Source organism: Macrococcus sp. DPC7161, from assembly GCF_004117835.1.
Taxonomy (GTDB): Bacteria; Bacillota; Bacilli; order Staphylococcales; family Staphylococcaceae; genus SDSC01.
On the sequence record NZ_SDSC01000003.1, the window covers coordinates 114,634 to 140,683 of the forward strand.

General features: G+C 32.3%; 26 protein-coding genes. 10 read left to right on the top strand and 16 right to left on the bottom strand.

Annotated features, from left to right (window positions below; genetic code table 11):
* Positions 1-55 precede the first annotated feature (55 nt).
* Positions 56-3,193 (bottom strand): DNA polymerase III subunit alpha, encoded by a 3,138-nt coding sequence (locus ER639_RS05950; protein ID WP_129064856.1) that lies wholly within the window; start codon positions 3,191-3,193, stop codon positions 56-58.
* Between the two features lie 8 nt (positions 3,194-3,201).
* Entirely contained in the window at positions 3,202-4,143 is a 942-nt protein-coding gene (locus ER639_RS05955; RefSeq protein ID WP_129064857.1) for a DHH family phosphoesterase, read from the bottom strand.
* Between the two features lie 61 nt (positions 4,144-4,204).
* Between ER639_RS05955 and ER639_RS05960 the strand changes: the two genes are divergently transcribed.
* Positions 4,205-4,552 (top strand): YtpI family protein, encoded by a 348-nt coding sequence (locus tag ER639_RS05960; RefSeq protein ID WP_164993371.1) that lies wholly within the window; start codon positions 4,205-4,207, stop codon positions 4,550-4,552.
* Between the two features lie 36 nt (positions 4,553-4,588).
* Here ER639_RS05960 and ER639_RS05965 read toward each other — a convergent pair whose 3' ends face one another.
* Complete coding sequence (locus tag ER639_RS05965) at positions 4,589-5,887, bottom strand: DRTGG domain-containing protein (RefSeq protein ID WP_129064859.1); 1,299 nt, start codon at positions 5,885-5,887, stop codon at positions 4,589-4,591.
* A 19-nt stretch (positions 5,888-5,906) separates the two neighbouring features.
* Positions 5,907-6,590 (bottom strand): metal-dependent hydrolase, encoded by a 684-nt coding sequence (locus tag ER639_RS05970; RefSeq protein WP_129064860.1) that lies wholly within the window; start codon positions 6,588-6,590, stop codon positions 5,907-5,909.
* 137 nt (positions 6,591-6,727) lie between these two features.
* On the opposite strand from ER639_RS05970, the gene ER639_RS05975 reads away from it, so the two are divergent.
* Both ER639_RS05975 and ER639_RS05980 read left to right on the top strand, forming a co-directional pair.
* Entirely contained in the window at positions 6,728-7,798 is a 1,071-nt protein-coding gene (locus tag ER639_RS05975) for a M24 family metallopeptidase (protein ID WP_129064861.1), read from the top strand.
* Positions 7,798-8,427 carry a copper homeostasis protein CutC gene (locus ER639_RS05980; RefSeq protein WP_129064862.1) on the top strand — a complete coding sequence of 210 codons (630 nt, stop codon included), beginning with the start codon at positions 7,798-7,800 and terminating at the stop codon, positions 8,425-8,427. The genes ER639_RS05975 and ER639_RS05980 overlap by 1 nt, the downstream gene beginning before the upstream one ends.
* An 85-nt stretch (positions 8,428-8,512) precedes the next feature.
* On the opposite strand, the gene ald is transcribed toward ER639_RS05980, so the two are convergent.
* Positions 8,513-9,625: an alanine dehydrogenase gene (gene ald, locus ER639_RS05985; RefSeq protein ID WP_129064863.1), complete on the bottom strand. Its 1,113-nt coding sequence runs from the start codon at positions 9,623-9,625 to the stop codon at positions 8,513-8,515.
* Between the two features lie 158 nt (positions 9,626-9,783).
* Here ald and ER639_RS05990 point away from each other — a divergent pair, with 158 nt between their 5' ends.
* Both ER639_RS05990 and ER639_RS05995 read left to right on the top strand, forming a co-directional pair.
* The gene (locus ER639_RS05990) at positions 9,784-10,278 is read left to right on the top strand and encodes a universal stress protein (protein ID WP_129064864.1); all 495 of its coding nucleotides are present in this window, start codon (positions 9,784-9,786) and stop codon (positions 10,276-10,278) included.
* A 292-nt stretch (positions 10,279-10,570) separates the two neighbouring features.
* Positions 10,571-10,894, top strand: coding sequence for a hypothetical protein (locus ER639_RS05995; RefSeq protein ID WP_129064865.1), 324 nt, complete (start codon positions 10,571-10,573; stop codon positions 10,892-10,894).
* Positions 10,895-11,041: 147 nt separating this feature from the next.
* Here the strand turns inward: ER639_RS05995 and ER639_RS06000 are convergent, their stop codons facing one another.
* The 6 genes from ER639_RS06000 to ER639_RS06025 form a co-directional block, all read right to left on the bottom strand.
* Positions 11,042-12,262, bottom strand: coding sequence for an acetate kinase (locus ER639_RS06000; protein WP_129064866.1), 1,221 nt, complete (start codon positions 12,260-12,262; stop codon positions 11,042-11,044).
* A 77-nt stretch (positions 12,263-12,339) separates the two neighbouring features.
* Entirely contained in the window at positions 12,340-13,266 is a 927-nt protein-coding gene (locus tag ER639_RS06005; protein WP_129064867.1) for a class I SAM-dependent methyltransferase, read from the bottom strand.
* Between the two features lie 46 nt (positions 13,267-13,312).
* Entirely contained in the window at positions 13,313-13,810 is a 498-nt protein-coding gene (tpx, locus tag ER639_RS06010; RefSeq protein WP_129064868.1) for a thiol peroxidase, read from the bottom strand.
* A 66-nt stretch (positions 13,811-13,876) separates the two neighbouring features.
* Positions 13,877-14,419 carry an RDD family protein gene (locus tag ER639_RS06015; RefSeq protein ID WP_129064869.1) on the bottom strand — a complete coding sequence of 181 codons (543 nt, stop codon included), beginning with the start codon at positions 14,417-14,419 and terminating at the stop codon, positions 13,877-13,879.
* Positions 14,420-14,427: 8 nt separating this feature from the next.
* A complete protein-coding gene (sppA, locus tag ER639_RS06020; RefSeq protein WP_129064870.1) occupies positions 14,428-15,423 on the bottom strand; it encodes a signal peptide peptidase SppA in 996 nt (331 codons plus the stop codon).
* Between the two features lie 92 nt (positions 15,424-15,515).
* Positions 15,516-16,283, bottom strand: coding sequence for a sulfite exporter TauE/SafE family protein (locus ER639_RS06025; protein ID WP_129064871.1), 768 nt, complete (start codon positions 16,281-16,283; stop codon positions 15,516-15,518).
* A gap of 77 nt (positions 16,284-16,360) precedes the next feature.
* Between ER639_RS06025 and ER639_RS06030 the strand changes: the two genes are divergently transcribed.
* Entirely contained in the window at positions 16,361-17,146 is a 786-nt protein-coding gene (locus tag ER639_RS06030; RefSeq protein ID WP_164993372.1) for a TrmB family transcriptional regulator, read from the top strand.
* Between the two features lie 35 nt (positions 17,147-17,181).
* On the opposite strand, the gene ER639_RS06035 is transcribed toward ER639_RS06030, so the two are convergent.
* From ER639_RS06035 to ezrA, 4 genes are read right to left on the bottom strand one after another with little or no spacing between them, the layout of a single operon-like run.
* Complete coding sequence (locus tag ER639_RS06035; protein ID WP_129064873.1) at positions 17,182-17,985, bottom strand: glycerophosphodiester phosphodiesterase; 804 nt, start codon at positions 17,983-17,985, stop codon at positions 17,182-17,184.
* Between the two features lie 39 nt (positions 17,986-18,024).
* Positions 18,025-19,236: a tRNA uracil 4-sulfurtransferase ThiI gene (gene thiI, locus ER639_RS06040; protein ID WP_129064874.1), complete on the bottom strand. Its 1,212-nt coding sequence runs from the start codon at positions 19,234-19,236 to the stop codon at positions 18,025-18,027.
* Positions 19,233-20,366, bottom strand: coding sequence for a cysteine desulfurase family protein (locus tag ER639_RS06045; protein ID WP_129064875.1), 1,134 nt, complete (start codon positions 20,364-20,366; stop codon positions 19,233-19,235). The genes thiI and ER639_RS06045 overlap by 4 nt, the downstream gene beginning before the upstream one ends.
* 50 nt (positions 20,367-20,416) lie before the next feature.
* A complete protein-coding gene (ezrA, locus tag ER639_RS06050) occupies positions 20,417-22,111 on the bottom strand; it encodes a septation ring formation regulator EzrA (RefSeq protein ID WP_129064876.1) in 1,695 nt (564 codons plus the stop codon).
* A 147-nt stretch (positions 22,112-22,258) separates the two neighbouring features.
* Here ezrA and ER639_RS06055 point away from each other — a divergent pair, with 147 nt between their 5' ends.
* The 3 genes from ER639_RS06055 to ER639_RS06065 all read left to right on the top strand — a co-directional run bounded on the left by ER639_RS06055 (position 22,259) and on the right by ER639_RS06065 (position 24,434).
* Positions 22,259-22,735 (top strand): GAF domain-containing protein, encoded by a 477-nt coding sequence (locus tag ER639_RS06055; RefSeq protein ID WP_129064877.1) that lies wholly within the window; start codon positions 22,259-22,261, stop codon positions 22,733-22,735.
* A 218-nt stretch (positions 22,736-22,953) separates the two neighbouring features.
* Positions 22,954-23,556, top strand: a complete 603-nt coding sequence (rpsD, locus tag ER639_RS06060) for a 30S ribosomal protein S4 (protein ID WP_129064878.1) — start codon at positions 22,954-22,956, stop codon at positions 23,554-23,556.
* A gap of 164 nt (positions 23,557-23,720) precedes the next feature.
* Positions 23,721-24,434 carry a hypothetical protein gene (locus ER639_RS06065; protein ID WP_129064879.1) on the top strand — a complete coding sequence of 238 codons (714 nt, stop codon included), beginning with the start codon at positions 23,721-23,723 and terminating at the stop codon, positions 24,432-24,434.
* 74 nt (positions 24,435-24,508) lie between these two features.
* Here the strand turns inward: ER639_RS06065 and ER639_RS06070 are convergent, their stop codons facing one another.
* On the bottom strand, positions 24,509-25,336 hold the full coding sequence (locus tag ER639_RS06070; protein ID WP_129064880.1) for a glycerophosphodiester phosphodiesterase: 828 nt from the start codon (positions 25,334-25,336) through the stop codon (positions 24,509-24,511).
* Positions 25,337-25,528: 192 nt separating this feature from the next.
* Between ER639_RS06070 and ER639_RS06075 the strand changes: the two genes are divergently transcribed.
* Positions 25,529-25,996 (top strand): OsmC family protein, encoded by a 468-nt coding sequence (locus ER639_RS06075; protein ID WP_129064881.1) that lies wholly within the window; start codon positions 25,529-25,531, stop codon positions 25,994-25,996.
* The last annotated feature ends 54 nt before the right edge of the window (positions 25,997-26,050 follow it).

The window sequence follows — 26,050 nt, forward strand, 5'->3', positions numbered from 1 at the left end:
TTAGTGGTCAGACCACTAAGTTTTACTATACCATACTCTTATTAAATTTCAAAAATTAAATGAGTCTCATCTTATCAGGTTGATATTGATTTAATGTGGATGTTAATTGGTTTTTATCAATCCAACCAATTGAAGTAAATGATTTACCTTGATTTTCAAATACTTCAATATCACCTTTATCATTTAACACTGTATCTTCATGCCTTTTTAACACATAAAGTTGCTTTGCTTGTTTCAGTGCGTTTTGGTGATAATCTTTTAGAGAAATAATCGCATCAACGATATATTGATTTTTTTCTTCATCGTATTTCCCCTTCATTAATAATGGTTCATTCATGGTTAATTGCGACTCATTGATATGAAATGTTTTTGGAAAGACGACTGCATCCATTTCTTCAATACCATCAGTGATTTTAATGAACGCCATTGGTTGACCTTTTTTTGTTCGAATGCGTTTGATTGATTCAATCGAAATAAGAATATGTTGATAATTAATATGATGACTCAGTTGATAAATCGGCAAATATTGATATTGATTAAATAATAGCGTGATTGGATGTTGTGTTAAGTAAAAACCTAAATATTCCTTTTCATATTCAAGTTTTTGCTGCTCACTCATTTCTTCAGCATAATGATATATTTTCTTCTTTTTTAAACCCATTAACTGCAATAATGAATCTTGTTCATGACCTTCTTGTGCGATATTCAATACTTCATCAAGTGATTGTAATAAGGTCGTTCTTGTTTCATTAAAACAATCAAATGCACCTACATATATCATCGCTTCTAATAATGCTCTTGTTTTTACACGACTTGAAATGCGTTCACAAAAATCATAAATATCTTTATAAGCACCTTTTTTTCTTTCATTGACGATTTCTTCTACACTCTTATGTCCGACCCCTTTAATGATGCCTAATGGAATGACAATGCCATCATTGGTAGGTTGATAATAATAATGTGCATGATTTATACTCGGTGCAATCAGTTGAATCCCTCGTGCTTTAACTTCTTGAATTAATGCTTTCGTCTTCGTTTCATTATGGATGACATTAGATAAAGTAGCTGCGTAGAAATGGTTTGGATAATGCACTTTTAAATACATCATCTGATATGAAATCGTCGCATAGCTGACTGCATGTGCTTTCGGGAAACCGTAGTTTGCAAACTTTAATATTAATTCATAAACTGCTTCGGCAGTTGATTGGTTATGTCCTAATTGAATTGCACCTTCAATAAAGTGTACTTTTTCTTTTAACAATGCACTCATATTCTTTTTACTCATGGCTCGTCTTAATAGATCCGCTTCACCATAACCGAATCCGGCGAAAGTATTTGCAATTTGCATAATTTGCTCTTGATAAATAATGACGCCGTAAGTCGATTGCAAAATATCTCGAATACTATCATCAATATAACTAACATGCTGACCGTGACGTCTTTCAATATAAGTTGGAATTTGTTCCATCGGTCCAGGACGATACAAACTTAAGACGGCAACAATATCATTAAATTGATTCGGTTTAAGATTCTTTATTACTTTTCTAATACCAGAAGATTCTAATTGGAATATCCCTGTTGTTTCACCTAATGAAAGCTGTTTAAAGACTTGCGGATCTTCATAGTCGATGTGATGAAGATTTATTTTTTTCCCTTGCGTTCGATTAATCGACTTTAAAATATTTTCAATGATTGATAAATTTCTCAAACCTAAAAAGTCAATTTTTAAAAGGCCAATTGCTTCTACTTCCGTCATCGTCCATTGTGTTAAAGGTACCAAATCACCTTCCATTAATGGCACATAATCCGTAAGTAATTGGTCATGAATTACTATAGCAGCTGCATGTGTAGACGTATGTCGCGGTAATCCTTCTAAACGTTGTGCAATATTCAGCCATTTTTTTCTTCGTTCATTTTCATTAAAAAATGAATATAATGCTTCTTGTTCAAGAGCTTTCTCAATCGTTACACCTAACTCTTTAGGAATATGATCACTTGCAAATTTCAGTTCAGTTTCACTAAATTGTAGTATTCTACCTACATCTCTGATAACTGCTTTTGCAAGTAAATGCCCAAATGTGACAATGCCACTTACTTTAAAGTTGCCATATTTTTCTTTTACGTATTGAATGACTTCATCACGTCTTTTATCTTCAAAATCAATATCGATATCAGGCATTGTAATACGTTCAGGATTTAAGAATCGTTCAAATAATAAGTCATTTTTAATGGGATCGATTTCTGTAATATTTAATATATAACTGATTAAACTACCACTAGAAGAACCACGACCTGGTCCTACTCGAATTCCTTTATTTTTAGCATAATTAATTAAATCACTAACAATTAAAAAGTAATCACTAAATCCCATTGATTGAATGATGCGATATTCATATTGAATACGTTTTTGATACGTCGTATCTTGTTTCATCCAATCAGGTTGTCTCTTTTGTATTTCTGAAAGTAAAAGCTTATCGCTTGGTAAGTCACTTTCAGTCGTAAATTTTGGCATCTTCGCTTTTAATTTGGACAAATCAATATGGCACATTTGACTAATGGTTTCTGTATTCTTTATATATTCTGGGTCAATGTCTTCTAATTGATCCAATGTTTTAAAGTCGAATCGTCCCGTTTTCAATGATAATGTTTCTAAAACTAACTTTTCATTACGGTCAATTGCATTTAATACATCTAAATCTTGAGCCGTTTCACTTTTTAAATAACGTACTGGCTGAATGAATACTTTATTGGCATCAATTGAACTATTGTGACAAACATAAATCGTGTTAAGGCCATCTAAAAAATGATTTGCATCATGATGAATTTTTTTGTAAATGACGACCCAATTTTCGGAGTAAGTTTTAAATGTTTTTAAATCAATTTCATCTTTATTTGATAACTGTATTCTTGAAGACAATTGTATCAATGCTTTATAACCATCAATATTTTTTGCTAGGATTACCGTTTCAATCCTATTTAATCCATCTGAAACGATAGTTTCCATACCGATGATTGGTTTAATATCGTTATCGATACAGGCTTTATAAAATTTTTGCACACCAAACAAGACATTAGTATCTGTAATACTCAATGTCTTCTGTTGATTTTTTTTTGCATATTCAATTAAAGCGTCTATTCTAACTGTAGAATGTAATAAATCATAACAAGTATGGATATTTAATTGAACAACCATCGTTTCACCTAATTTACTAATTGAATTAACTCATGTTTTAATGTTTGAAGTTCCTCTAAACTATATACACTTGCACCACTCGCTAAAGGATGGCCACCTCCATTGTATTTTGACGCCAATTCATTAATAACTGTACCTTTACTTCTTAATCTTACTCTAATTTCCTTTTCTTCTTGGACTGCAAACGCCCAAGCTTTAATGCCTTTCACATCTGCCATCGTATTCACAAACAAGCTTGCTTCTTGACTTGAAATTTCATTTTTAATTAAGTCTTCATTTGAAATAAAGATAAATCCTACGCCATTTTCAAACGTAAAGTTTTGCAGTACATAACCTTGAAAACGAATAGATTTCAAATCACGTTCTGACATTTGATTAATCATTTCCGTATGATTAATATCATAATTTAATAAATCAGCAGCAATTTCCATTGTTCGGTTTGAAGTGTTATTAAATAAGAATCTGCCTGTATCACCTACAATACCAATATATAAACATCTTGCAATTGCTGTATTAATTTCAATCGTATTAAACCCGATGTTTAATAGAATTTCGTAAATCATTTCAGATGTTGAAGAACTATCAGTATTTACAATATTTAAAATACCATATTGGTCAACGGGTGGATGGTGATCAATTTTAATCATTTCACTACATAATTGGTATCTTTCATCATCAATTCTTGGTGCATTTGCAGTATCTAAAACTATGGCAAGTGCACCTTTAAATGTTTCGTCCTCAACCTCATCCATTTCACCAATGAAACTTAAGTTGTCCGTCATACTACCAACAGCATAAAATGCCTTGTTAGGAAAATATTTTTGTAATGCGTATTTAAATCCTAACTGAGACCCTAGTGCATCAGGATCTGGTCGTACATGTCTAAATAAAATGATTCGATCGTATGCGTTAATTTTATCGATTAATATTTTTATTTCAGAATTGTTCATATGAACTCCTTCATTTACGTTTTTATTTTTCACATGTATAATGACATGTGGAGGGTTTATTATGGATAAATTATTACCTTATTTAGCCGTACTTACAATGGCAATCATGGTGTTCGCTTTAATGCTTTCTTTATACAATGTTGCTAAGTATTTTAGAACAGTTAAAGAAGTTAGAAGAGCGTGGCATAGAGCTCGTGCACGATTTTTCTTTGGTATCTTTATGGTCGTATTCAGTATTAACCAAATTGTTTTATTTCCAAGTACAGTAACGTATATTTTTTGTTTCTTATTAATTGCATTTGGATTAATGAATATCAATTACGGTCGTAAAGCGATGAAATATTTTGAATCACACTTTAAAGAAGAAGACCAAGCATGGGCAGAATTTAATAAAAAAAAGCGTAACTAGTTAAAGAGAAGGGACAATGTCTCTTCTCTTTTATAATTAATACAAATGATCAATGATTTGTGTTACTAACATTGATTTAGAAACCAGTTGATCTGACTCAGTAATACTTACTTCTAATTTAGCAAATTTTCGCCCCATATCTAACAATTCAACATTTACTTCTAATTGTTCATCGATTTGAACGGTCTTTAAAAAATGCACATTCATACTATCTGTAATAATATCTACTTTTTTATTTTTCTTCATAAAGTGCTTCACAGACATTTCAATAATTGCAACAAAGCTCGATTTACTTAACGTTCCAAGTTGATTAGACATTTGGGGTGAGATTTTTACAGTGATAATATCACCAAAAGTCATTTGTTTCACTACTTGATCGTTGATAGTTTCCCCATTTTGAGGTTGTCTATCTGCTGTTTGCATTGCACGAAGTACGTCCTCTCGAGATACAATACCAATTAAATTATTCTGTTTTGTCGTTACAGGTAATAATTCAATACCTTCCCAAATCATCATATGCGCACAACCTGCAATTGTTGTAGTAATAGATACTGTTTTGGGCGCTTTTGTCATAATACGTTTTATTTTTTCTTGAGGCGCTTGATTCACGATATCTTTACTTGTCACTATACCACTTAATTTCTCATTGTCATCTAATACAGGAAATCTCGTATGTCTAGAAACTTCTGATAAATGATTCCAATCAGAAATCGTGTCATTTTCTTTTAAATAACTTGTTTTTGATATTGGGATTAATATATCTTGAACAGTAAGTACTTCTTTTTTAATCACCTGGTCATAAATCGCTCTATTAATCATATTAGCTACTGTAAACGTATCAAAGTTGGACTGAATAATCGGTAAATCTTTTGTGTTCGCTAGTTGCTTTACTTCAGGATCGATATCAAAGCCACCGGTCACTAAAATTGCTGTACCCTGACTTAATGCTAGTTTATGAACATTCGTACGATTCCCTACGATAATCAATGTATTTTCGCCAATATATTTTGCAACATCTTTAATTTCCATTGCGCCAATAGCAAACTTTGATAATGATTTATGTAACCCTTTTTTTCCGGCTAAAACATTACCATCAATAATATTAACGATTTCTGCAAATGTCAGATTATCAATTTTATCACGCGATTTCTTTTCAATTCGTACTGTACCAACACGTTCAATGGTTGATACAATCCCTTTAATTTCTGCATCTTTAATTGCACGATAAGCTGTACCTTCTGATACTTGTAAATCTTTTGCAATTTGTCTTACAGATATTTTCATTCCAATTGCTAAATTCTCTATATGCTCTAAAATCTGTTCATGTTTTGTCAAAATAGCACCTAACTCCCAATTAAATCGTTATCGCGTCTCCACTTTTTAAAATTTCAACCTTTGAATTCACTGCTTCTTTAAATTGTTGTGGATCTGCTTTTATTAAATCAAATGTATCATAATGAATCGGTACAGCGATTGCTGGTTGAATAAATTCATTAATCGCATAAGCAGCATCTTCTACACCCATTGTAAAGTTATCACCGATAGGAATGAAACACACATCGACCGGATGACGTTGTGCGATTAATTTCATATCACTGAATAAACCAGTATCTCCAGTATGATAAATTGTTTTACCATCTATTTCTAAAATAAGACCACATGGCATACCGAAATAAATAATTTCTCCATCATCATTATATAAAGCATTACTATGAAACGCTTGAACATATTTAACAACACCAAAATCAAATGCCCACTTACCACCAATATTCATTGGATGCACATTTGAAATCCCTTTTGACGTTAAATATGCACCAAGCTCAGGTGTCCCAATGACTTTAGCACCTGTTCGTTTAGCAATCTCAACCGTATCCCCTAAATGATCACCATGACCATGTGTAAGGATAATATAATCTACTTCAATTGTATCTGCGCTTAAATCAGATAATGGATTGCCAGTAATAAATGGATCCACTATCACTTTTTGACCATTGTTTTCAAAATAGATACAAGACTGACCGTGAAATTCGATTTTCATAATGACACCCCTATTCGTTTTATTATTCTCATTATATCTTATAATTAATGTTCTGAAAAAGAAACGCTTTTCATTGTAATCATAAAACGATAACTATAAACTATTAGAGTATAGATAAGCAAATATGGAGGGACATTATGAAAACTACACTAAAACAACTACAAGAAATGATGAAACAAAACAACATCAATCATGTTTGGATATCAACCCCTGACAATATTAATTATTTCTCAGGATTTTATTCAGATCCTCATGAACGCGTTACGGCGTTATATGTAACAAATGAAAATGCGACGTTAATCACACCAAATATGGAAATTAATGATGCAAAAGCAGCATCTGAACTTAATGTAATTGGCTATTTAGATACAGAAAATGCCTATGAAAAAGTACAATCATCAATCCAATTATCTAAAGAATCAACATTATTCATTGAAGAAGAACACACTACAGTAGCGCGTCAAAAACAAATGATCAAACATTTCGGCATTGAACATTTCAAATCGATAGATCAAATCATTAAAGATATGAGAAATATTAAAACACCTGAAGAAATTGAAATTTTAAAACAAGCTGCAAAGTATGCTGATGAAGCGGTAGCAATCGGTGTAAAAAACTTAAAAGTGGGCATTACAGAAAGCGAAGTCGTGCAAATCATAGAATCGCATATGAAAAAAATTGAAGGTATCAGTGGCATGAGTTTTTCAACAATGGTGTTATTTGGAGATCATGCAGCAAGCCCACATGGTACACCAGGAACACGTACTTTAGAAGACAACGAATATGTATTATTTGATTTAGGTGTCATTTACAATGGCTATTGTTCAGATATTACAAGAACTGTTGCTTTCGGAACACCAAAGGCATTACATCAAGAAATACATGCAATTGTCACTGAAGCAAATCAACGTGCAATTCAATTGGTTAAACCAGGTGTAACAATTAAAGACATCGATGCTGCTGCAAGAGATTATATTGAAGAAAAAGGATATGGCGAATACTTCCCGCATCGTTTAGGACATGGATTAGGAATTAGTGTTCATGAATTCCCGGATATTTCAAGTTCAAATGAAAACACATTAAAAGCGGGTATGGTATTTACGATTGAGCCAGGCATTTACTATCCAAACGAAGTTGGCGTACGCGTAGAAGATGATATTTTAGTGACTGAAACAGGTTATGAAATTTTAACAGGATACGAAAAATAATGATAAAAGAAGCTTGTGTTGAAACTTTTCAAGATATCATCCATGCAGTTAACCGAGGTGCCAATCGTATAGAACTATGTGACAACTTGTCAGTCGGTGGCACAACACCGAGTTATGGCATGGTGAAGCTCGCAATAGAATATTGTCATCCGTTAAATGTTGAGGTTGCAGTAATGATTCGACCGCGTGGTGGTGATTTCACGTATGATTTATTCGAAAAAGAAATCATGCGTGAAGATATCATTGCCCTATCAGAATTAAATGTAGACTACTTTGTATTTGGCGCATTGACAAGAGATCAGTCACTTGATCAACAAACTATGCACTATTTAATACAGCAAACTAACATCCCAGTGGTTATGCATATGGCATTTGATCAAATACCTTACCGATCACAATTAAAAGCAATGGACACATTGATTGATTTAGGCGTTAAAAGAATATTAACACACGGCAGTCATGATGCAACAACCTCTATCCTTGATAACGTAACACAATTGGCGCGTCTTTTACGACATTCAAAAGGCAACATTGAAATCATGCCTGGTGGTGGATTAAATAAAGATAATCTACCAGAACTACTTGAACTCATTCCTTTTAAAGAAGTACACGGCACGAAGATTGTGTAATATCTAATATATATAACTTAAACAAAATAAAGACGGCAATCAGTAACTGAACTGATATGCCGTCATTTTTTATTTTAATATTTAATTAAACTAATAAAGATTTTGCATCAACGTATTCTAAACCTTGATCATCAGCAACTGCTTTAAATGTTACATGGCCATCTAAAGTGTTAAATCCTTTAAGAATTGCTTCATTGTCTAAAGCAGCTTGTTTGTAACCTTTATTTGCAATTTGTAATGCATAAGGAATTGTTGCGTTTGATAATGCCATAGTAGAAGTACGTGGTACAGCACCAGGCATATTTGCTACTGAGTAGTGAACAACATCATGTTTCACGAATGTTGGATCATCGTGTGTTGTAATACGATCAGAAGTTTCGAAAATACCACCTTGGTCAATTGCAATATCAATCACTACTGAACCAGGGTTCATTGATTTAATCATTTCTTCTGTTACTAATTTAGGCGCTTTTGCACCAGGAATTAATACGGCACCAATTACTAAGTCAGAATTTTTAACTGATTCAGCAATATTTAATGGTGTAGACATTAATGTTTGTACTTGATTACCAAATAAATCATCTAATTGTTGTAAACGAACTGGAGATAAGTCTAAGATTGTTACTTCTGCACCTAAACCAACAGCCATTTTCGCTGCATTCGTACCTGCTTGTCCCCCACCAATGATTGTAACGCGTCCTTTTTCAACGCCAGGAACACCTGCTAATAAAATACCTTTACCACCATTTGTTTTTTGTAAGAATTGCGCACCAATTTGTGTAGCCATACGACCAGCAACTTCACTCATTGGTGATAATAATGGTAAACCACCTGTTGGTAATTGAACTGTTTCATAAGCGATACCTACTACTTTTTTATCAATTAACGCTTTAGTTAAAGCTACTTCAGGTGCTAAGTGTAAGTATGTGAATAAAATTAAACCTTCTTTAAAGTAACCGAATTCACTTTCTAATGGTTCTTTAACTTTAATGACCATTTCAACATCCCAAGCTGCATCTACAGATACAATTTCTGCACCAGCAGTTTTGTAATCTTCATCAGTGAAATATGAACCCATACCTGCACCAGATTCAACACGAACAGTGTGTCCATTTTCAACTAATGCGTGCACCCCCGCTGGTGTTAAACCTACACGGTTTTCATTATTTTTAATCTCTTTTGGAATACCAATAATCATTTAAAATTCCTCCCAATAATGTTTAATACACATCTATATTAACACTTTACCGTGAAAGCGCAAACATTTTTTTATATTCTGAATATTTTTAAGTAATATATTTAAAAAAGTGATATAATAAAAGTAAGAAAAGGACGTAAAATTAGGAGGTCATCAATATGTTAGTGTACAAAAATATTTTAATTGCTGTCGATGGATCAAGTGAAGCGGAATGGGCGTTTAACAAAGCAGTAGAAGTTGCTAAACGTAACGATGCGACTTTACATGTATTAAATGTCATTGATACAAGAAGCTTTGCAAGTGTGGAAGCATATGATCGTTCAATTTCTGAAAGAGCAACAGAATTTGCTGAAACATTGTTAAATGGTTACAAAAAAGCAGCAGAAAGTCGTGGCGTAAATCACGTAGAAACTTTAATTGAGTATGGTTCTCCAAAATCAATTATCCCTAAAAAAATTGCTAAAAAATTAAATGCAGATTTAATTATGTGTGGTTCTTCAGGTTTAAATGCTGTAGAACGATTCATCATTGGATCAGTGTCTGAAGCGATTGTACGTAATGCAGAATGTGATGTATTAGTCGTACGTACTGAAACAATGCCAGACAACTTCGAACCAGAAGTTGCTACTAAAGATATTTTAGAACGTAAATAATTAATAATTTTAAAGCGTAAATAATAAAAAGAAAAGGGTTAAAATTTAGCCCTTTTCTTTTTATTTTCCCTTCCAAATTCTCCAAACAAAAAGCAATAAAACAAAGCCTTAAAACGTAATCAAAACGATGTACACTTCCAAATGAAATAAATTATGGATAATCCGTTCGGTATATACAGAACGTAACCTTATTTCTACCTTAATAATCCTGCCATTCTATTCACAAACGATAATATAACACTCATAATATAGATATTACATACAATTATGAAATTATAGGAAGGTGATTTTGATGAAATATTTAAGCCGAACAATCAGAAACAAGAACCTAGAAGTGTGGGAAGTCGTATCTGAAGAAATCAATGAAGAAACACAAATCGTTATTTGGGAAGACACGCATCAAGTCAACACTTTAGTCATAACTACTTTATCTGAAGACGAAATGAATCAAGAATATCAACTTCTAAAACAAATAAAAGAACTAACAACAGATTTATTAGAAAAAAAATCACATCAAATGAAATTTATCTATAACAACAAAAATTTAAACCTAAATTGCATTCTATCAAACTTTGGATTAGCACCAATCAAAAAACAAGCTGAGTTTCAATTGTAAATAAATCCAGGTACTTTAATCATTCAATGATACAAATCGTTGAGTGATTTTTTGCATAAAAAACCACTAACCATCTGAAATGAATTCTGATGGTTAGTGGTTTAATATTTATGAATGCTATTTAATTTATGCTTTGATTATGAATAATTAAATATGATACTCAGTACCAGTAGCACCAATTTTACCGAATTCCATAACGTCACGTGCAATCATTACTTCTTCGTCAGTTGGGATTACCATTACTTTTACTTTTGAATTTTCTGTAGAGATAAATGCTTCTTTACCACGTAAACCTGTATTTTTCTCTTTATCTAATTCAACGCCTAAGTAACCTAATTTTTCACATACCGCTTCACGGATCGTATCAGCATTTTCACCAACACCTGCAGTGAATAAGATACCATCTACGCCGCCCATTACTGCTGCATAACCACCTACGTATTTTAAAATACGATCAACATAAATGTCTAATGCGATTTGTGCACGGCCTTCGCCTTTTTCAGCTGCGATTTCGATATCACGCATATCACTTGAAATACCTGTTATACCTAATACACCTGATTCTTTATTAAATACATTTAATAATTCAGATGCTGATTTACCTAATTTCTCCATTAAGTAAGGGATTGTAGCTGGGTCGATATCACCAGTACGAGTTCCCATTGTAATACCTGCTAATGGTGTGAAGCCCATTGATGTATCAATTGATTTACCGTCTTTAACTGCAGTAATTGATCCACCATTTCCGATATGACAAGAAATGATTTTTAATCCTTCAACGTCTCTACCCATCATTTCAGCTGCACGTTGAGATACGTATTTATGACTTGTACCATGTGCGCCATATTTACGTACTTTATGTTGTGTGTAATATTGGTATGGTAAGCTGTATAAGAATGCTGATTCAGGCATTGTTGAATGGAATGATGTATCAAATACTGCTACGTGAGGAATATTTGGTAACATTCTTCTAAATGCTTGAATACCCATTAAGTTTGCTGCATTGTGTAATGGTGCTAATTCAATCAATTGACCGATTTTTTCTTCTACATCTCTGTCAACTAAAGCTGATGTTGGGAATAAGTCTCCACCTTGTACGACACGATGTCCTGTACCATCTAACTCATCAACACTTTTGATAACACCATAATGAATCATACGCTCTAACATCATATCTACTGCTTGCTCGTGGTCTTTGATGTCTAAAGTACGTGTATGTTTTTCACCGTTTACTGTGATTGAGAAAACTGATTTTTCTAATCCAATACGCTCTACTAAACCTTTTGTTAATACTTTCTCTTCTGGCATTTCGAATAATTGGAACTTTAACGATGAACTACCGGCATTAATTGCCATAATTTTTGTCATGGGGGAATCCTCCTAAAATTTTTACTTCATTCATATTTAATCATTAATACAGATTATTTTCAACAATATAACAGAAGTTATTTTTGTCGATTTTCTGTCAACCATGTATCAAAGCCTTTTAAAAATGATTGCATCCCTTGATTGTTTTTAAAATCAGGGATATCTGATAGTAAAACTTCAATAGAATTCTGTTTATTTTCTGATTTCTTTTCTAATATCAATAAACTTTTTCTCATATTTTCTGTTTTAAATAAGTTGGATGGAAAATTTAGAAAGGCTTGCATATTTGTATCTGTTGCAATAAATTTTTGAAGCTGTTCTACATTGTCTCCTTCAAATAATAAACTTGGCACAATTAAAAATGCTAATCCACCAGGTTTCAATGCACTCATCGCTTGTTCTATTAATAAATGATGGCTATAACTATGCCCTTCTTTAAATCCTAAACGCATCTCATGACTTCTTTCATCCAACGGATAATAACCGATAGGTAAATCACCAATAACGATATCCATATTTTGCACTGGTAAAGGCATGATGGCATCTACTGGATAAACATCAAATGGAATTTCTAAGAAGTTGGCCAAATGAACACTTACACGTGATAAAACAGGGTCAACCTCTACAAGGTGATGGATTAATGTTAAATCTGGATTTTGTTCATTTAATGTAGCTGATAAATGTCCAGTCCCACTGGTAATATCTAATACCTCTATTGAAGTTTGTCCTTTCGTAAATGCACCTACCATATAGCTTAATAAATAACCGATGCTATCTGGCGTAATTTGGTGATTCGGCTGAATCATTTCTTCTTTTAACATACTTAAATATGCAAATTGAAATGCCTTACGTCGATCCGCTAAAGTACTTTTTTCTAACGTTTCACGTTCAGATGTATAAATATGCTCTAAACTTAATCCTAAATTTTCAATGAAGCTATGTCCATTTTCTGCTTGTAATGCTTTCGTTTTTTCATCAATCATTTTAAATAATGTTTCAATCATTTCGCACCTCAAAGAAAAACTGCCCCTAAAGGGCAGTTTATATTTATTAAATTGATTTTAAAGCTTCAATTGCTTTGTCATAATTTGGATGGTCTGTACCTTCATTTACGTATTCAACATAAACAACTTCATTGTTTTCATTTAATACAAATACAGAACGCGCTAATAAACGCATTTCTTCGATGACAACACCATAATTCATACCAAATGATAAATCTTTATGGTCTGATAATGTTACAACATTATCTAAACCACTTGCTGCACACCATCTGCTTTGAGCAAATGGTAAGTCATTTGAGATCGTTAATACTACAGCGTTTTCAATTTTGCTTGCTTCTTCATTAAATTTACGTGTTTGTTGATCACAAACACCAGTATCGATTGAAGGTACGACACTGATAAGTTTCTTCTTACCTTCATAATCAGCTAATGTTCTTACAGATAAGTCATTTGCTAAAACTGAAAAATCAGGGGCTACACTACCTACTGTAACTTGCTCACCTAATAATGTAATCGGGTTGTTCTTAAATGTAATGTTTGTCATTGTTATACCTCCTATATGTATAGTAATACTTTAACATGATTTTTAAGTAACTTAAACTATTTAAACCTATAAGCTTCTTACGGTCTTTAATAAATAAGCTTTATTTTCTTTAATTACACAAGTATCACTCAACATATCATGAATGCCTTCTTTATTCGGATTGAAAAGCACCACTAAATAAAGTAAAGCGATAAAATTGCAAATATAACGACCAAATAATTCTCGAGTCAGCACTTGCATAAAGGTTAATTGCTTTAATTTACTATGAACCTTTAATTGAAAAATCATTTTCCCTAACGTTTGTTTAAAGAAAAATGTCATAAAAATAAAGTAACTAAAGTATACAATCGCATTTAATATATTCTCAATGCTGAACATTTTTATACCTAAGTATACATCTTCTAAATGTCCAAAATGAATGATTGGTCCGATTAGGATTTTAGCGATTGAAAAAACGATAATTAAGTCCATGATATAGGCACACATTCTTATACCAAAACCAGCTTTTAAAACGTACTTTAAATCTTCTGTATATCGAAATCTTGAATCTTCAGTGACTACTGTTTGTTTAGAACTTTCAAAACTTTGGTCTCCATAATACGAGTTCATTCATTCACCTACTCCCCATATAAATACATTGGTTGTAAGCCTTGGCGTTTTGTTACCAATGATTTAATTGTTTCTAAATCAGATTTACCGAATAAACTTGAAGTAATGCTACTTTTCTTTAATAAATCTTTAAAGTAATCGCCCTCTTGATTAAATTCAATCACTTCGGCTTTATCTGATTTAATCTCTTTTTTCAATGCTTTTAATGCATCTTGTTCTAAACCAATTTCATCAATTAATTTTAATTTTTTAGCTTGCATACCCGAATAAATACGACCATCTGCAATCTTTTTAACGGTTGCTTTATCCATATGTCTTCCATCAGAAATAACCTGAACGAAACCATCATAACTTTCATTAACCAATGCCTGTAAAATATCTCGTTCTTCTTTGTCCATTTCTTTAGTAGGACTCATAATGTCTTTGTGTGCTCCACTTTTAATTGTATTATATTTCACGCCATATTTTTCAGCGAGTTCTTTATAGTTCATAGATTGCATAATAACACCTAAAGAACCAGTGATCGTCTCATTTGAAGCAAAGATTTTATCTGCAGGAGCTGAAATATAATAGCCACCTGAAGCAGCCATATTCTTCATAGAAACGTATACTTTTTTCTTTTTCTCTTTAACTTTTAATAGCTTTTCATAAATTTCTCTCGATTCATAAACGCCACCACCCGGTGAATTTACAACCAATAATACACCTTTAATACTGTCTGACTTAATGACTTTATCCAAAGCCTCTAGCGTCATTTGATGATTATAACCTTCATCAAATAAAGAACCGCCACCATCTTGAATCACGCCTTCTACGTTGATACGAGCAATTTTATTGCTACTATCAGAACCACTGATGGTTGATTCATTTAAATCAGTTACATTCTCTAATTGACTCATATCTTTAGAAAATGATTCTTGAAAACTTGATGTAAATAAACTTGATGCAATTGCAAAAATAAATAAAACGGCTGCAATAATCATTGCAATAATTCGCTTAGACATAAAATCTTCCCTTCTAATATTTATTTCATATATAGTATACCAATAATTGTATAAAAAAATAAAACCAGAAACGTAATGTTTCTGATTTTATTTTAAAGCAAATGTTTTACTACAAAATCGACTGCATTTTTACCAATCAATAATACAGTAATAACAATAAATAATATTTTGACATATGAGACACCCTTACGGATGGCAAATTGACTTCCGAAATAACTCCCAGCAATCATAGAAACACCCATACTTAAACCATAAACATAATTTACTTTACCTAAAATAATAAACAGCAGTAATGCACCTATATTACTCGCAAAATTTAAAAACTTTGCATTGCCTGCAGCTTTTAAAAAGTCAAACCCAATCATCAAAAATGCAAATAGTAAAAAGCTACCAGTACCACCACCTAGAAAACCATCATAAAAACCGATAAATGTAATTACAAAAACAAATAAAAATGCCTTTTTAGGTGTCAATTTTGTATACGTACTTTCATTGCCCCATTCTTTTTTTGTTAATGTATAAATTAATACAATACTTAACATGACAATTACAATAGGTTTTAAATATTCAGGAGGTAAATACGTTGCAGTCGTCGCACCACATATTGATCCAAAAAAGCTTAATGGAAATAACTTACCAACCACTCTTAAATCCACATTTCTAGACCTAATAAATGAAATGGTAGACGTTAAAGAACCAAATGAACTTGCCAATTTATTTGTACCGAGTGCAATCGCTGGATGCATGCCTGTTGCAAGCAATGCTGGAATGGAAATTAATCCTCCACCTCCGACAACGGAATCAATAAACGCAGCTAAAAAGCCAAAAACAATGATCATCAATAATATTTGTATGTCCATATTTGATATCCCCTTTAGTTACTACTATAATAGTAACTATAATATAAAACATAAAATCCGTAAATAGGAGAATGATTATGAGTGAACATTCTATAGAAACAATGATTCAACAATTAACCCATTTCGGCTTAAATACTTATGAAGCCAAATGTTATATCGCTTTAATACAAAATGGTCAATCAAATGGTTATCAAATCAGTAAAACATCTACTGTACCAAGAGCACGTATATACGACACATTAACGAAGCTTATTGAAAAAGGTATCGTATTTAAACATGAGGCAGAACAAACGACATACACAGCGCTAGATTACTCTGAATTACTACAAAAATTTCAAACACAGTATAACGATGTCATCCGCTCGCTTGAAACACAATTTGAAGCATTACCGAAAACACAAAATGAAACTCTACTGATTCAAACTTTCCATCAAGAAATGCATATAAAAGACAAAATAGAAGAAATCATTAAAAATGCAAAGACCATTTATATATCATGCTTCCCAGCCATTTATAAATGCATTTCTGAAAAAATTGCTGCATGCAATCCAAACATTGAAGTTAAAGGCATTGTGTTTGAAGAGACCGCATCCTATGAACATGTCATCACGCATCGTCAAACAACTTATACAAATAATCTTCATAACGAAAAATGGTTTATACTCATCAATAATCAAAATGAAATGCTGTACGGTAATGATTTAAGTGTTAAGTCGTTAGCATATTATACACAAGATCCAACACAAATCTATTTACTCAAAAATTTCATTTGGCATGATATTTTAGTCAATGAATTTGTAAAAAATTCAAATCAAGATGAAGATGAGTGGATTAAATCTAAAAGAGAAACGTTTTTTAAATAAGAATAAAACGCATGGGATTTCAAAATCCCATGCGTTTATTCAAATACTTCGCTATCGTCTTTTCTAAATTGTTTTCTTAGTAAATCTGGGTAATTCGTAAATCCACCATCAATACCTTCATTGATCAATTGTTCCATTAATACTTCATCATTTAATGTATATGGAAACACTAAAAAGCCGATTTGATGCATTCTTTCAATGAGTGGTGCATCTAAATCTTTTATATTTGGCCCAACTGCATACACAAATTGATGAATTTTCTTTAAATCCTCATCCGTCATTTGTCTTAATACACCTTTTTTAGCAAGAAGCAATAATGGCAAATCTTTATTGATTTGATTGACTTTAATTAAACTTTCTAAACTAAATGACTGAATCACAGTTTGCTTATTTTTTAAGCGTTCAGGTGTAAGTAATTGATATTCATTTAATATTTGAAGTAATCGCTCTTCCATGCCTGGATAAATATCTGGTGCTTTTGTTTCTATATAATAGTTAGCTTTTCCATAACGTTCAATCAAAGCACGTAATGTCGGTACTTTTTGTCCATCATAAGCTTCTTGATACATTTCAGGAAACTTTTCGTTGAACCATTTCCCAACATCTAACGATTCAATTTCTTTTAAAGTCATATTTTTAATGACACCAGGTAAGTTCGCCGTTCTATCCGTCGTTTCATCATGCATTACAATGATTTCACCATCAAGCGTCATTTGTACATCAATTTCTATATAATCTGCATGCATATCATAATGGCTTTTATCAAATGACGAAAATGTATGTTCTGGTGCATAGCCACTTGCGCCTCGATGCGCAATGACAACGTTATCCGTTAACATAAAACCACTCTTTTCTTCATTAAATGATTTACAAATACATTACAATAAATCACTAAAATCCTGATTATTTTGTGATTGGTGTTTTGTAATCGTTAATGTTTCTATACCCTCAATTGCTTCGTTTATTAACGTATCGAAATCAAATTTTTCTTCGAAATGTTCTACTCGGTCTAATCTTGGATTTGTTTTTGGATTTTTAGGTGTAAAAATCGTACAACAATCTTCAAATGGCTGAATAGACGTTTCAAATGTCCCTATTGCTTTCGCTTTAATGACAATCTCATCTTTATCATATGTAAGTAATGGCCTTAAAATTGGCATTGTTGTAACCGCATTAATCGCATACATGCTACCTAAAGTTTGACTGGCAACTTGTCCTAAGTTTTCACCGTTAACAATCGCTTTTGCTTCAATTTGATGTGCAAATCGATCTGCAATCTTTAACATCATTCTTCTTGTAGACGTCATCGTTAAATTCTCAGGAACGACTTTATGGATGGTCTTTTGAATCTCAGTAAACGGTACTAAGTGTAATTTAATTTCGCCTGTTGTTTCTGCCATAATTTCTGTTAATTGAATGACCTTTTGCTTTGCTTCTTCACTTGTAAATGGTGGTGAATGGAAATGAATGGCTTCAATCGTAACACCACGTTTCATCACTTCAATCCCTGCAACTGGTGAATCAATACCACCTGAAAGCATTAATAAAGTCTTACCACCTGTGCCAACAGGCAACCCACCTGCACCTTCAATGACACGTGAATATAAATATGCTGCATCACGTCTAATTTCGACCATAATTTTATAATCAGGTTGCTTCACCTTTACAGTTAAATGCTCAACATTCATTAATATTTCTTTACCTAATATTTGCTGTAAATCAAACGTTTCATAAGGGAAGCCTTTGTCCGAACGCTTCGCATCCACTTTAAATGTATTGCCAGCAACATCGATATCCTGTGCTAAATTAACTGCTGCCTTTTTAATCGCTTCAATATCTTTATCTACTTTAATTACAGGACTTACTGAGTGTACACCAAACACTTTACTTGCGCGTTTAATAATTTCTTCAACATCAGCATGTGGTTCTAATTCAATGTACATGCGATCTCTATTGGCTAACACTTTATACCCTTCTAGTGGTATTAAAGCATACTTCAAATTGCTTTTTAATTGATTTACAAATGTATTTCGATTACCGGTTTTTAACGTTAATTCACCGTAACGTACTAATAAATGATCGTATTTCATTTTAATAAGTCTCCCATTTCTTCATAAACTTCTTTAAATGCTTCAATAAATTGATGAATATCTTCAGCTTTAGTGTATTGATCGAAAGATATTCTCACACTTCCAGTAATTGCTTCATCACTGACACCAAGTGATAACAATGATTCATTTAATTTACTTCGCTTAGAACTACAAGCAGAAGTCGTTGAAATCATAATACCACGTTTAGAGAAGCTATTCACAATAACTTCACCTTTCACTCCAATAAACGATAAGTTTACAATATGAGGTGCGCCATCCTTCTTAGAGTTCACTTGAATGCCAGGATATACTTTAACCGCTTCTTCTAAATGCGATTTGAATTGATACAATTTCCCACTTAGTACTGCTTGATGTTCATTAGCTAAACGAATGGCTTTACTTAATGACACATTGCTTGCCACATTTACAGTACCAGAACGAAAACCATACTCTTGACCCCCACCAAAGACTGTACGTGTAATCGTTTTTAATTGATTAAATACAAGTAATCCTTGTCCTTTTAATCCATTAAATTTATGACCACTTAAGCTAAAACTATCCATACATTGTATCGGTAAGGCGACTTTACCAAAAGACTGCACACAATCGACATGAAAATGTACTTTCGGATAGTTTTGTAATATATCATACACCTTTTCAATTGGGAAAATGTATCCCATAACATTATTCACATGCATTAAACTTACTAAAATCACATCTTGATTCAGCAATGACTCAAAATGTGATAAATCCAATGTGCCATCTTGATTAAAACGCACATACTTCACATTAAACCCTTCATCTTCAAGTGCTCTAACTGTTTCTAAAACTGAAGGATGTTCAAGTTTCGATGTAATAATTGTTTTCCCAAATTGTTTTTTCGCACGTGCCATACCTGTAATTAATAAATTATTCGATTCAGTCGCACCTGAAGTAAAGATCACGTCTTGCTTATCTAACTTTAAAACAGATTTTATTTGTGTTCTTGCGTTTTCTAATAATTTGCTTGTTTCTAATCCTTTTTCATGTGGACTATTTGGATTGAAATAATACGATGTATTTACTTTAACAAACGTATCTAAAACCGTTGGATCGGGCTTTGTTGTTGCACTGTTATCTAAATAAATCATGTTTACCTCCAATAAAATGAGCTGAGACAAAAGTCCCAGCTTAGTTGTGTTTATGACATTTTTAATGCTTGTGATTCAATTTTCTTAGAAGCACCTGGTTCAACTCGTTCAATCGCAGCTTCAGCAACTTCAACTGCACGTTTGTAACGGTTATTGCTAAATAGACGTTCTGCTTCGTTTAAATCCTTATTCACATCACTGTGATCTTTACGATAACGGTTACCATATTGAATTAACATTTCAGCATATTTAGCATGTTCTAATACATCAAGAGCATCTGATTCAAATGTATTCATTGTAATCATCACTTTATTGACTTTATCACGTACTTTTTGAACGTGAATTGGGCGTTTATTAAACAACTGATGTACTTCTCTTGTTTCGATGTCGATTTCATTTTTCATAATGATGAATCGTTCTGGCACACTCGATAAATTAGAAGCCAATAATCTTCTATAAATCTCTTCTTTCTTACTTTGAATAGATAAGATATTCTTTTGTGCTTCTTCTTCATCTTGACGAAGTGACGTTAAATGTTTTTGTAGCTTATCTTGATTTGTGTTTATGACTTTCACATGTTCTTCAATATACTTTAAATTGTCTTCAACTTCAGTGAAACGAACACTAGACTTTGCAGTTTCCATTAAAATCTCATCATAGACTGTAATTAAATTTTGAATTTCATTATCAAATTGACGTACTTTTTGCACATCTTCTTCATTAATAAAGTAATTCTCTTTTACATATTCAATTTCCGTACGAATCGTATAATTCATATCTTTTGCATAGAATAATTGATCCGTAATAGACTCTTTCGTCTTAAGCACATTATTTTTTGCTTTAACTTCTAATTCAATCAATTCTAACATTTCATCAATTGAGTCATTGATTTCATTAATAATATCTTCAGCTTTATCTAATTCTAATCTTGCAATTAAAGGCTCTACTAAATTTAATTTACCTTTTAACGTTTGTAAATTACTATCTACTTTCACATGTTCTAAATTGTAACCTTCAAGTTTTAAATCACGACATCCAAAACGGATATCTTGAAATTGACCTGGGATTTCCTTTTGAACATCTTTAATTAATAATGGAATTTCATCCATATCTTCTTTTAAAAGCGTCATTTCTTCGTGTAATTTTGTAATGGCTGCATGTGCATCATCATAATCGCCTTTAGTAATCATTGTTTCATAATCTGCGATACGAGGCACATATGTTTCAATTTGTTCTTCTAATGGATTTGCCGCTTCACCATATTGATGGCGATTCGCTAATACATCACGCTTAGCTTCACGGTAAATCGTTTTACATGTTTCATGCTTAATTTCGTCTTCTTTTGTTTGTTTAACAAATTGCTCAATCATCTCTGTGAAGTTTTTGTACTTCTTTTCAATTTGATCTAAGATTTGATTACTTTCAGCAATCTTTTCTTCGCTTTGAGCAAACTTAAATTTATCCAAAGCCTCATCAGCATCATTAATTGTTAATTCAGTTGCTTTAATCTCTTCATTAAGCACTGTTTGCCATTCTTTTTTCCACTGCTCAAACTTAACTTTAGCTTGACCCTCTAAATTTAATGCTTTTACTTTAACCAATTCATCTTGAAATGGTAATGCTTTCACTTCATTCTTTCTTGCTTCTAATAATTCTAAATTCTTACGTCTCGCATTTCTTAAATAAAATAAAATGCCGACTACTATTAATATCAATACAATAATGCCAACGATAACGTAAATCATATTTAATTCATTCCTCTCGCAGTACTATTTACTATTATAACGAAAAATAGTATCGGATAAAACATTTTCTTGTTAATTTTCATACAAATCGTATACACTATTATCAATATAAACCGAAATAGAATGAACACACGAAAGGATGAGTTTATGTTTGATGCTAAGATGATTCAAGATTATGATACATTAAATAAAACATTAGACGCACTATTAACAGGAGAAAATGACATCGTCAGTCATTTGGCTAATGCAAGTGCACTATTAAACTTCTATTTAGAAAATGTCAATTGGGTTGGCTTTTACACAATGAAAAATGGACAATTACAATTGGGACCATTCCAAGGAATGCCGGCGTGTGTCACAATACCAGTAGGTAAAGGTGTGTGTGGCACAGCAGTCAGTGAAAAGAAAACAATGCGAATCGACGATGTTCATGCCTTCCCTGGACATATTGCATGTGATGCGAGAAGCCAATCAGAAATTGTTATCCCTATTACAATCAACCAAACAATATTTGGCGTGTTAGATATCGATGCGCCAATCAAAAATCGATTTACAGAACAAGATCAAATCGGATTAGAAGCATTCGTAAAAGTCCTTGAAAAACATCTAGCAAAATTAGTGTAATATGTTGTTGACATACATGCGTTACATGATATAATAACATCTATGTGAATAAACGAAGATAGCAGATAAATATTAAGTCGCGCTATGGTGTCCCCTATGTTGGCGTGTTGTGTAACCGAAGCTATAAGGCGAAGACACGGAATGACACTATATCGGCTTTAGCATTTATCATGTTTTTGTTTTTTGCATAAAAAACAAAAAAGAGGAGGAGTCACAATATGGCTCGTTTTACAGGTTCAACTTGGAAAAAATCTCGTCGTTTAGGTATTTCATTAAGCGGCACTGGTAAAGAATTAGAAAGACGCCCTTACGCACCAGGACAACACGGTCCTAACCAACGTAAAAAATTATCTGAGTATGGTTTACAATTACAAGAGAAACAAAAATTACGTTACATGTACGGAATCAACGAACGTCAATTCCGCACAATCTTTGACCGTGCTGGTAAAATGAAAGGTATTCACGGTGCTAACTTCATGGCATTATTAGCTTCACGTTTAGATGCTGTTGTTTACCAATTAGGTTTAGCACGTACACGTCGTCAAGCACGTCAATTAGTTAACCATGGTCACATCATGGTAGATGGCGCTCGTGTAGATATCCCATCTTACCAATTAAAACCAGGTCAAGTAATTTCAGTTCGTGAAAAATCTCAAAAATTAGCAATCATTGCTGAATCAGTTGAGTTATCAAACCACGTACCAGAATACTTAACATTCGACGCAGAAAAATTAGAAGGTACATTCGTACGCGTTCCAGAACGTTCAGAATTATCTGCTGAAATCAATGAACAATTAATCGTTGAGTACTACTCTCGTTAATCATTGTTTCGAAAAAGAGCAAAGTCATCCGACTTTGCTCTTTTTTTATATCAATTTTTTTATTCCCCTATTTATTTATAAAATCGACTTCAAAATATATACTACAAAAGGAAAAATATGTGTACAATAACGATAACGATATAAAATATTAGGGGTGCGTTTATATGGATTATAAAGTTATCGGAAGTACATTAATTGCAACAACTTTATTACTTGGAGCATGCGGCAATAACGATGATACAAAAAAAGAAGAAAAATCAACAACTGAAACAAAAACATCAGTGACAAAAGAAGACAACAAGAAAAAAGAATCAAGCAAAGCTGAAAAAGCTAAAGAAAAAATTAAGCAATCAAAAGAAAATAACAATGAAACATCAAATGAAGTCCCTTCAAATGAAATCAAACAGCCAGAAAAAATTGAAAATACCGTTCAACAAATTAATATTAATAACATTACATCTAGAGCTGATTTAGAAAAAATTATTTATGGTAATTATTCAGAAATTGATAAAGTTACAGCTTATAACAATGCCGTTCAAAATGGTATTATTCCACAAGGTAATGTTATGGAAGGTAGTGCTGTAAATGCCTATGAGAGCTCATTACGTGTAGAATCAGGACAAGAAAAATCAGTTTATAGAAGCAATCCTTATCCAGATAATCCTGCCGCTTCTAAATATGACCATTTATATAAATCTAGTAATGCTGCAGATGATATAGATTCAAATAATGATTCAAATTCTAATGCTTCTAGTGGACTAACATCTGGCGAAATTCAAACGAAGTATGCAATTGAGCAAGGTTATTATGACGGTCCAAATGCACAGGAAGTTTATAATGCTATAATTGAAAAAGAAAAAGCACTACAAAATCAATAAACTAAAAAACTCAGCGTAAGCTGAGTCATAGTTATAATAAAGATGAATTATGAGGAATTCCTCATAATTCATCTTTATTTTCTTTTTGTTTTTCCATACATAAAATCAGGATAATCTGTAATAATTCCATCTACGCCTGCTTGTAATAATGGATCAACTTCTTCTGATTTTCTTACTGTATAAGGTTCTACTTTCATACCATAGCGATGTACTTTGTCTACTAATTCTTTTGTGATTGATGATTTTGATGGATTGTAATAATCCGCATATTGGCTAAATCGTTTTAATGATAAGTCATCTGACATTGGTGTTTTACTGTATAACAATACGCCATGTGGGATATTAGGTAATAATTGTTTAGACTTTTGTACTGATAAATGGTTAAACGATTGAATAATAATTTTATTATTACTTGGCTTATCTAAGTTTCTATCTTTTAATGCCTTTGCTACTTTTTCTTCAACACCAGGGTATAATTCTGGTGATTTTAATTCGATTAAGATACCGATTTTATTCCCTTTATATCTATCTAATACTTCTTCGAATGTTGGAATTTTTTCATTTTGGAATGATGGATTAAACCATGATCCTGCATCTAATTGTTTTAATTCTGCGAGTGTTTTTGTACCAATAAACCCTTTTCCATTTGTTGTTCTATTCACTGTATTATCATGAATTAATACTAACTTGCCATCTTTAGATACTTGTACATCAATTTCAAAGTAATCAGCACCCATTTGCACTGCTTTATCAAATGCCGCAATTGTATTTTCTGGTGCATATCCACTCGCCCCACGGTGAGCCACGTTCGTTACTTTATTTTTTGAAGCTGCTTGTGCTGAATCCATTGCAAATGATGAGATTAATGCAATAGATAATGATCCTGCAATTAATTTTTTCATTACATTTCCTCCTCACATTGATATGATTAGGTTAACAATGTAATATTAATTATTTTTTAAGAAATGCTTAATTAATGTAAAATATATATTAAAATCATTAATTGCTTTGTATCTAGTATTATAGATATTCATTGAATCAAACGATCAACTTAATTTGAATCATTAGAAAATATTCAATCCGGAGGTAATAATATGCAACATCAATTTCATTGCACTGCAAAATTTAGTGGTGGTTATCATGGTCAAGGTACGATTGATAATAGGAATTTAAAGACGAAGATTTCTATTCCGAAAGAAATGGATGGTCCTGATGTTGGAACAAATCCTGATGAGTTATTGTTGTCAGCTGCGATTACTTGTTTTACGATTACGCTCTCTTCATTTTTTCACAAAAATAATATTTCTGTTGAAATCAATCATGTAGAAGGTACCGCTACTGTCTCAAAAACCAATCATGTGTTAAATTATGAATCAATTGAATACGAAGTACATTTAGTTGATTCAACTGATCAAACTGACAAGAAATATGACGATAAAAGATTGATTCGTTATACTGAACAAGCGGAGAAAAACTGCATGATTACGCGTGCTGTCAAAGGTAATGTTGATATTAAAATAATAAAAATTGTTCGAAATGAAAAGACCATTTTCAACCAATAGCATCCAATGTAACCGCCCCCAATTTTCTGAATAATAAATATTTTTAAATATTTA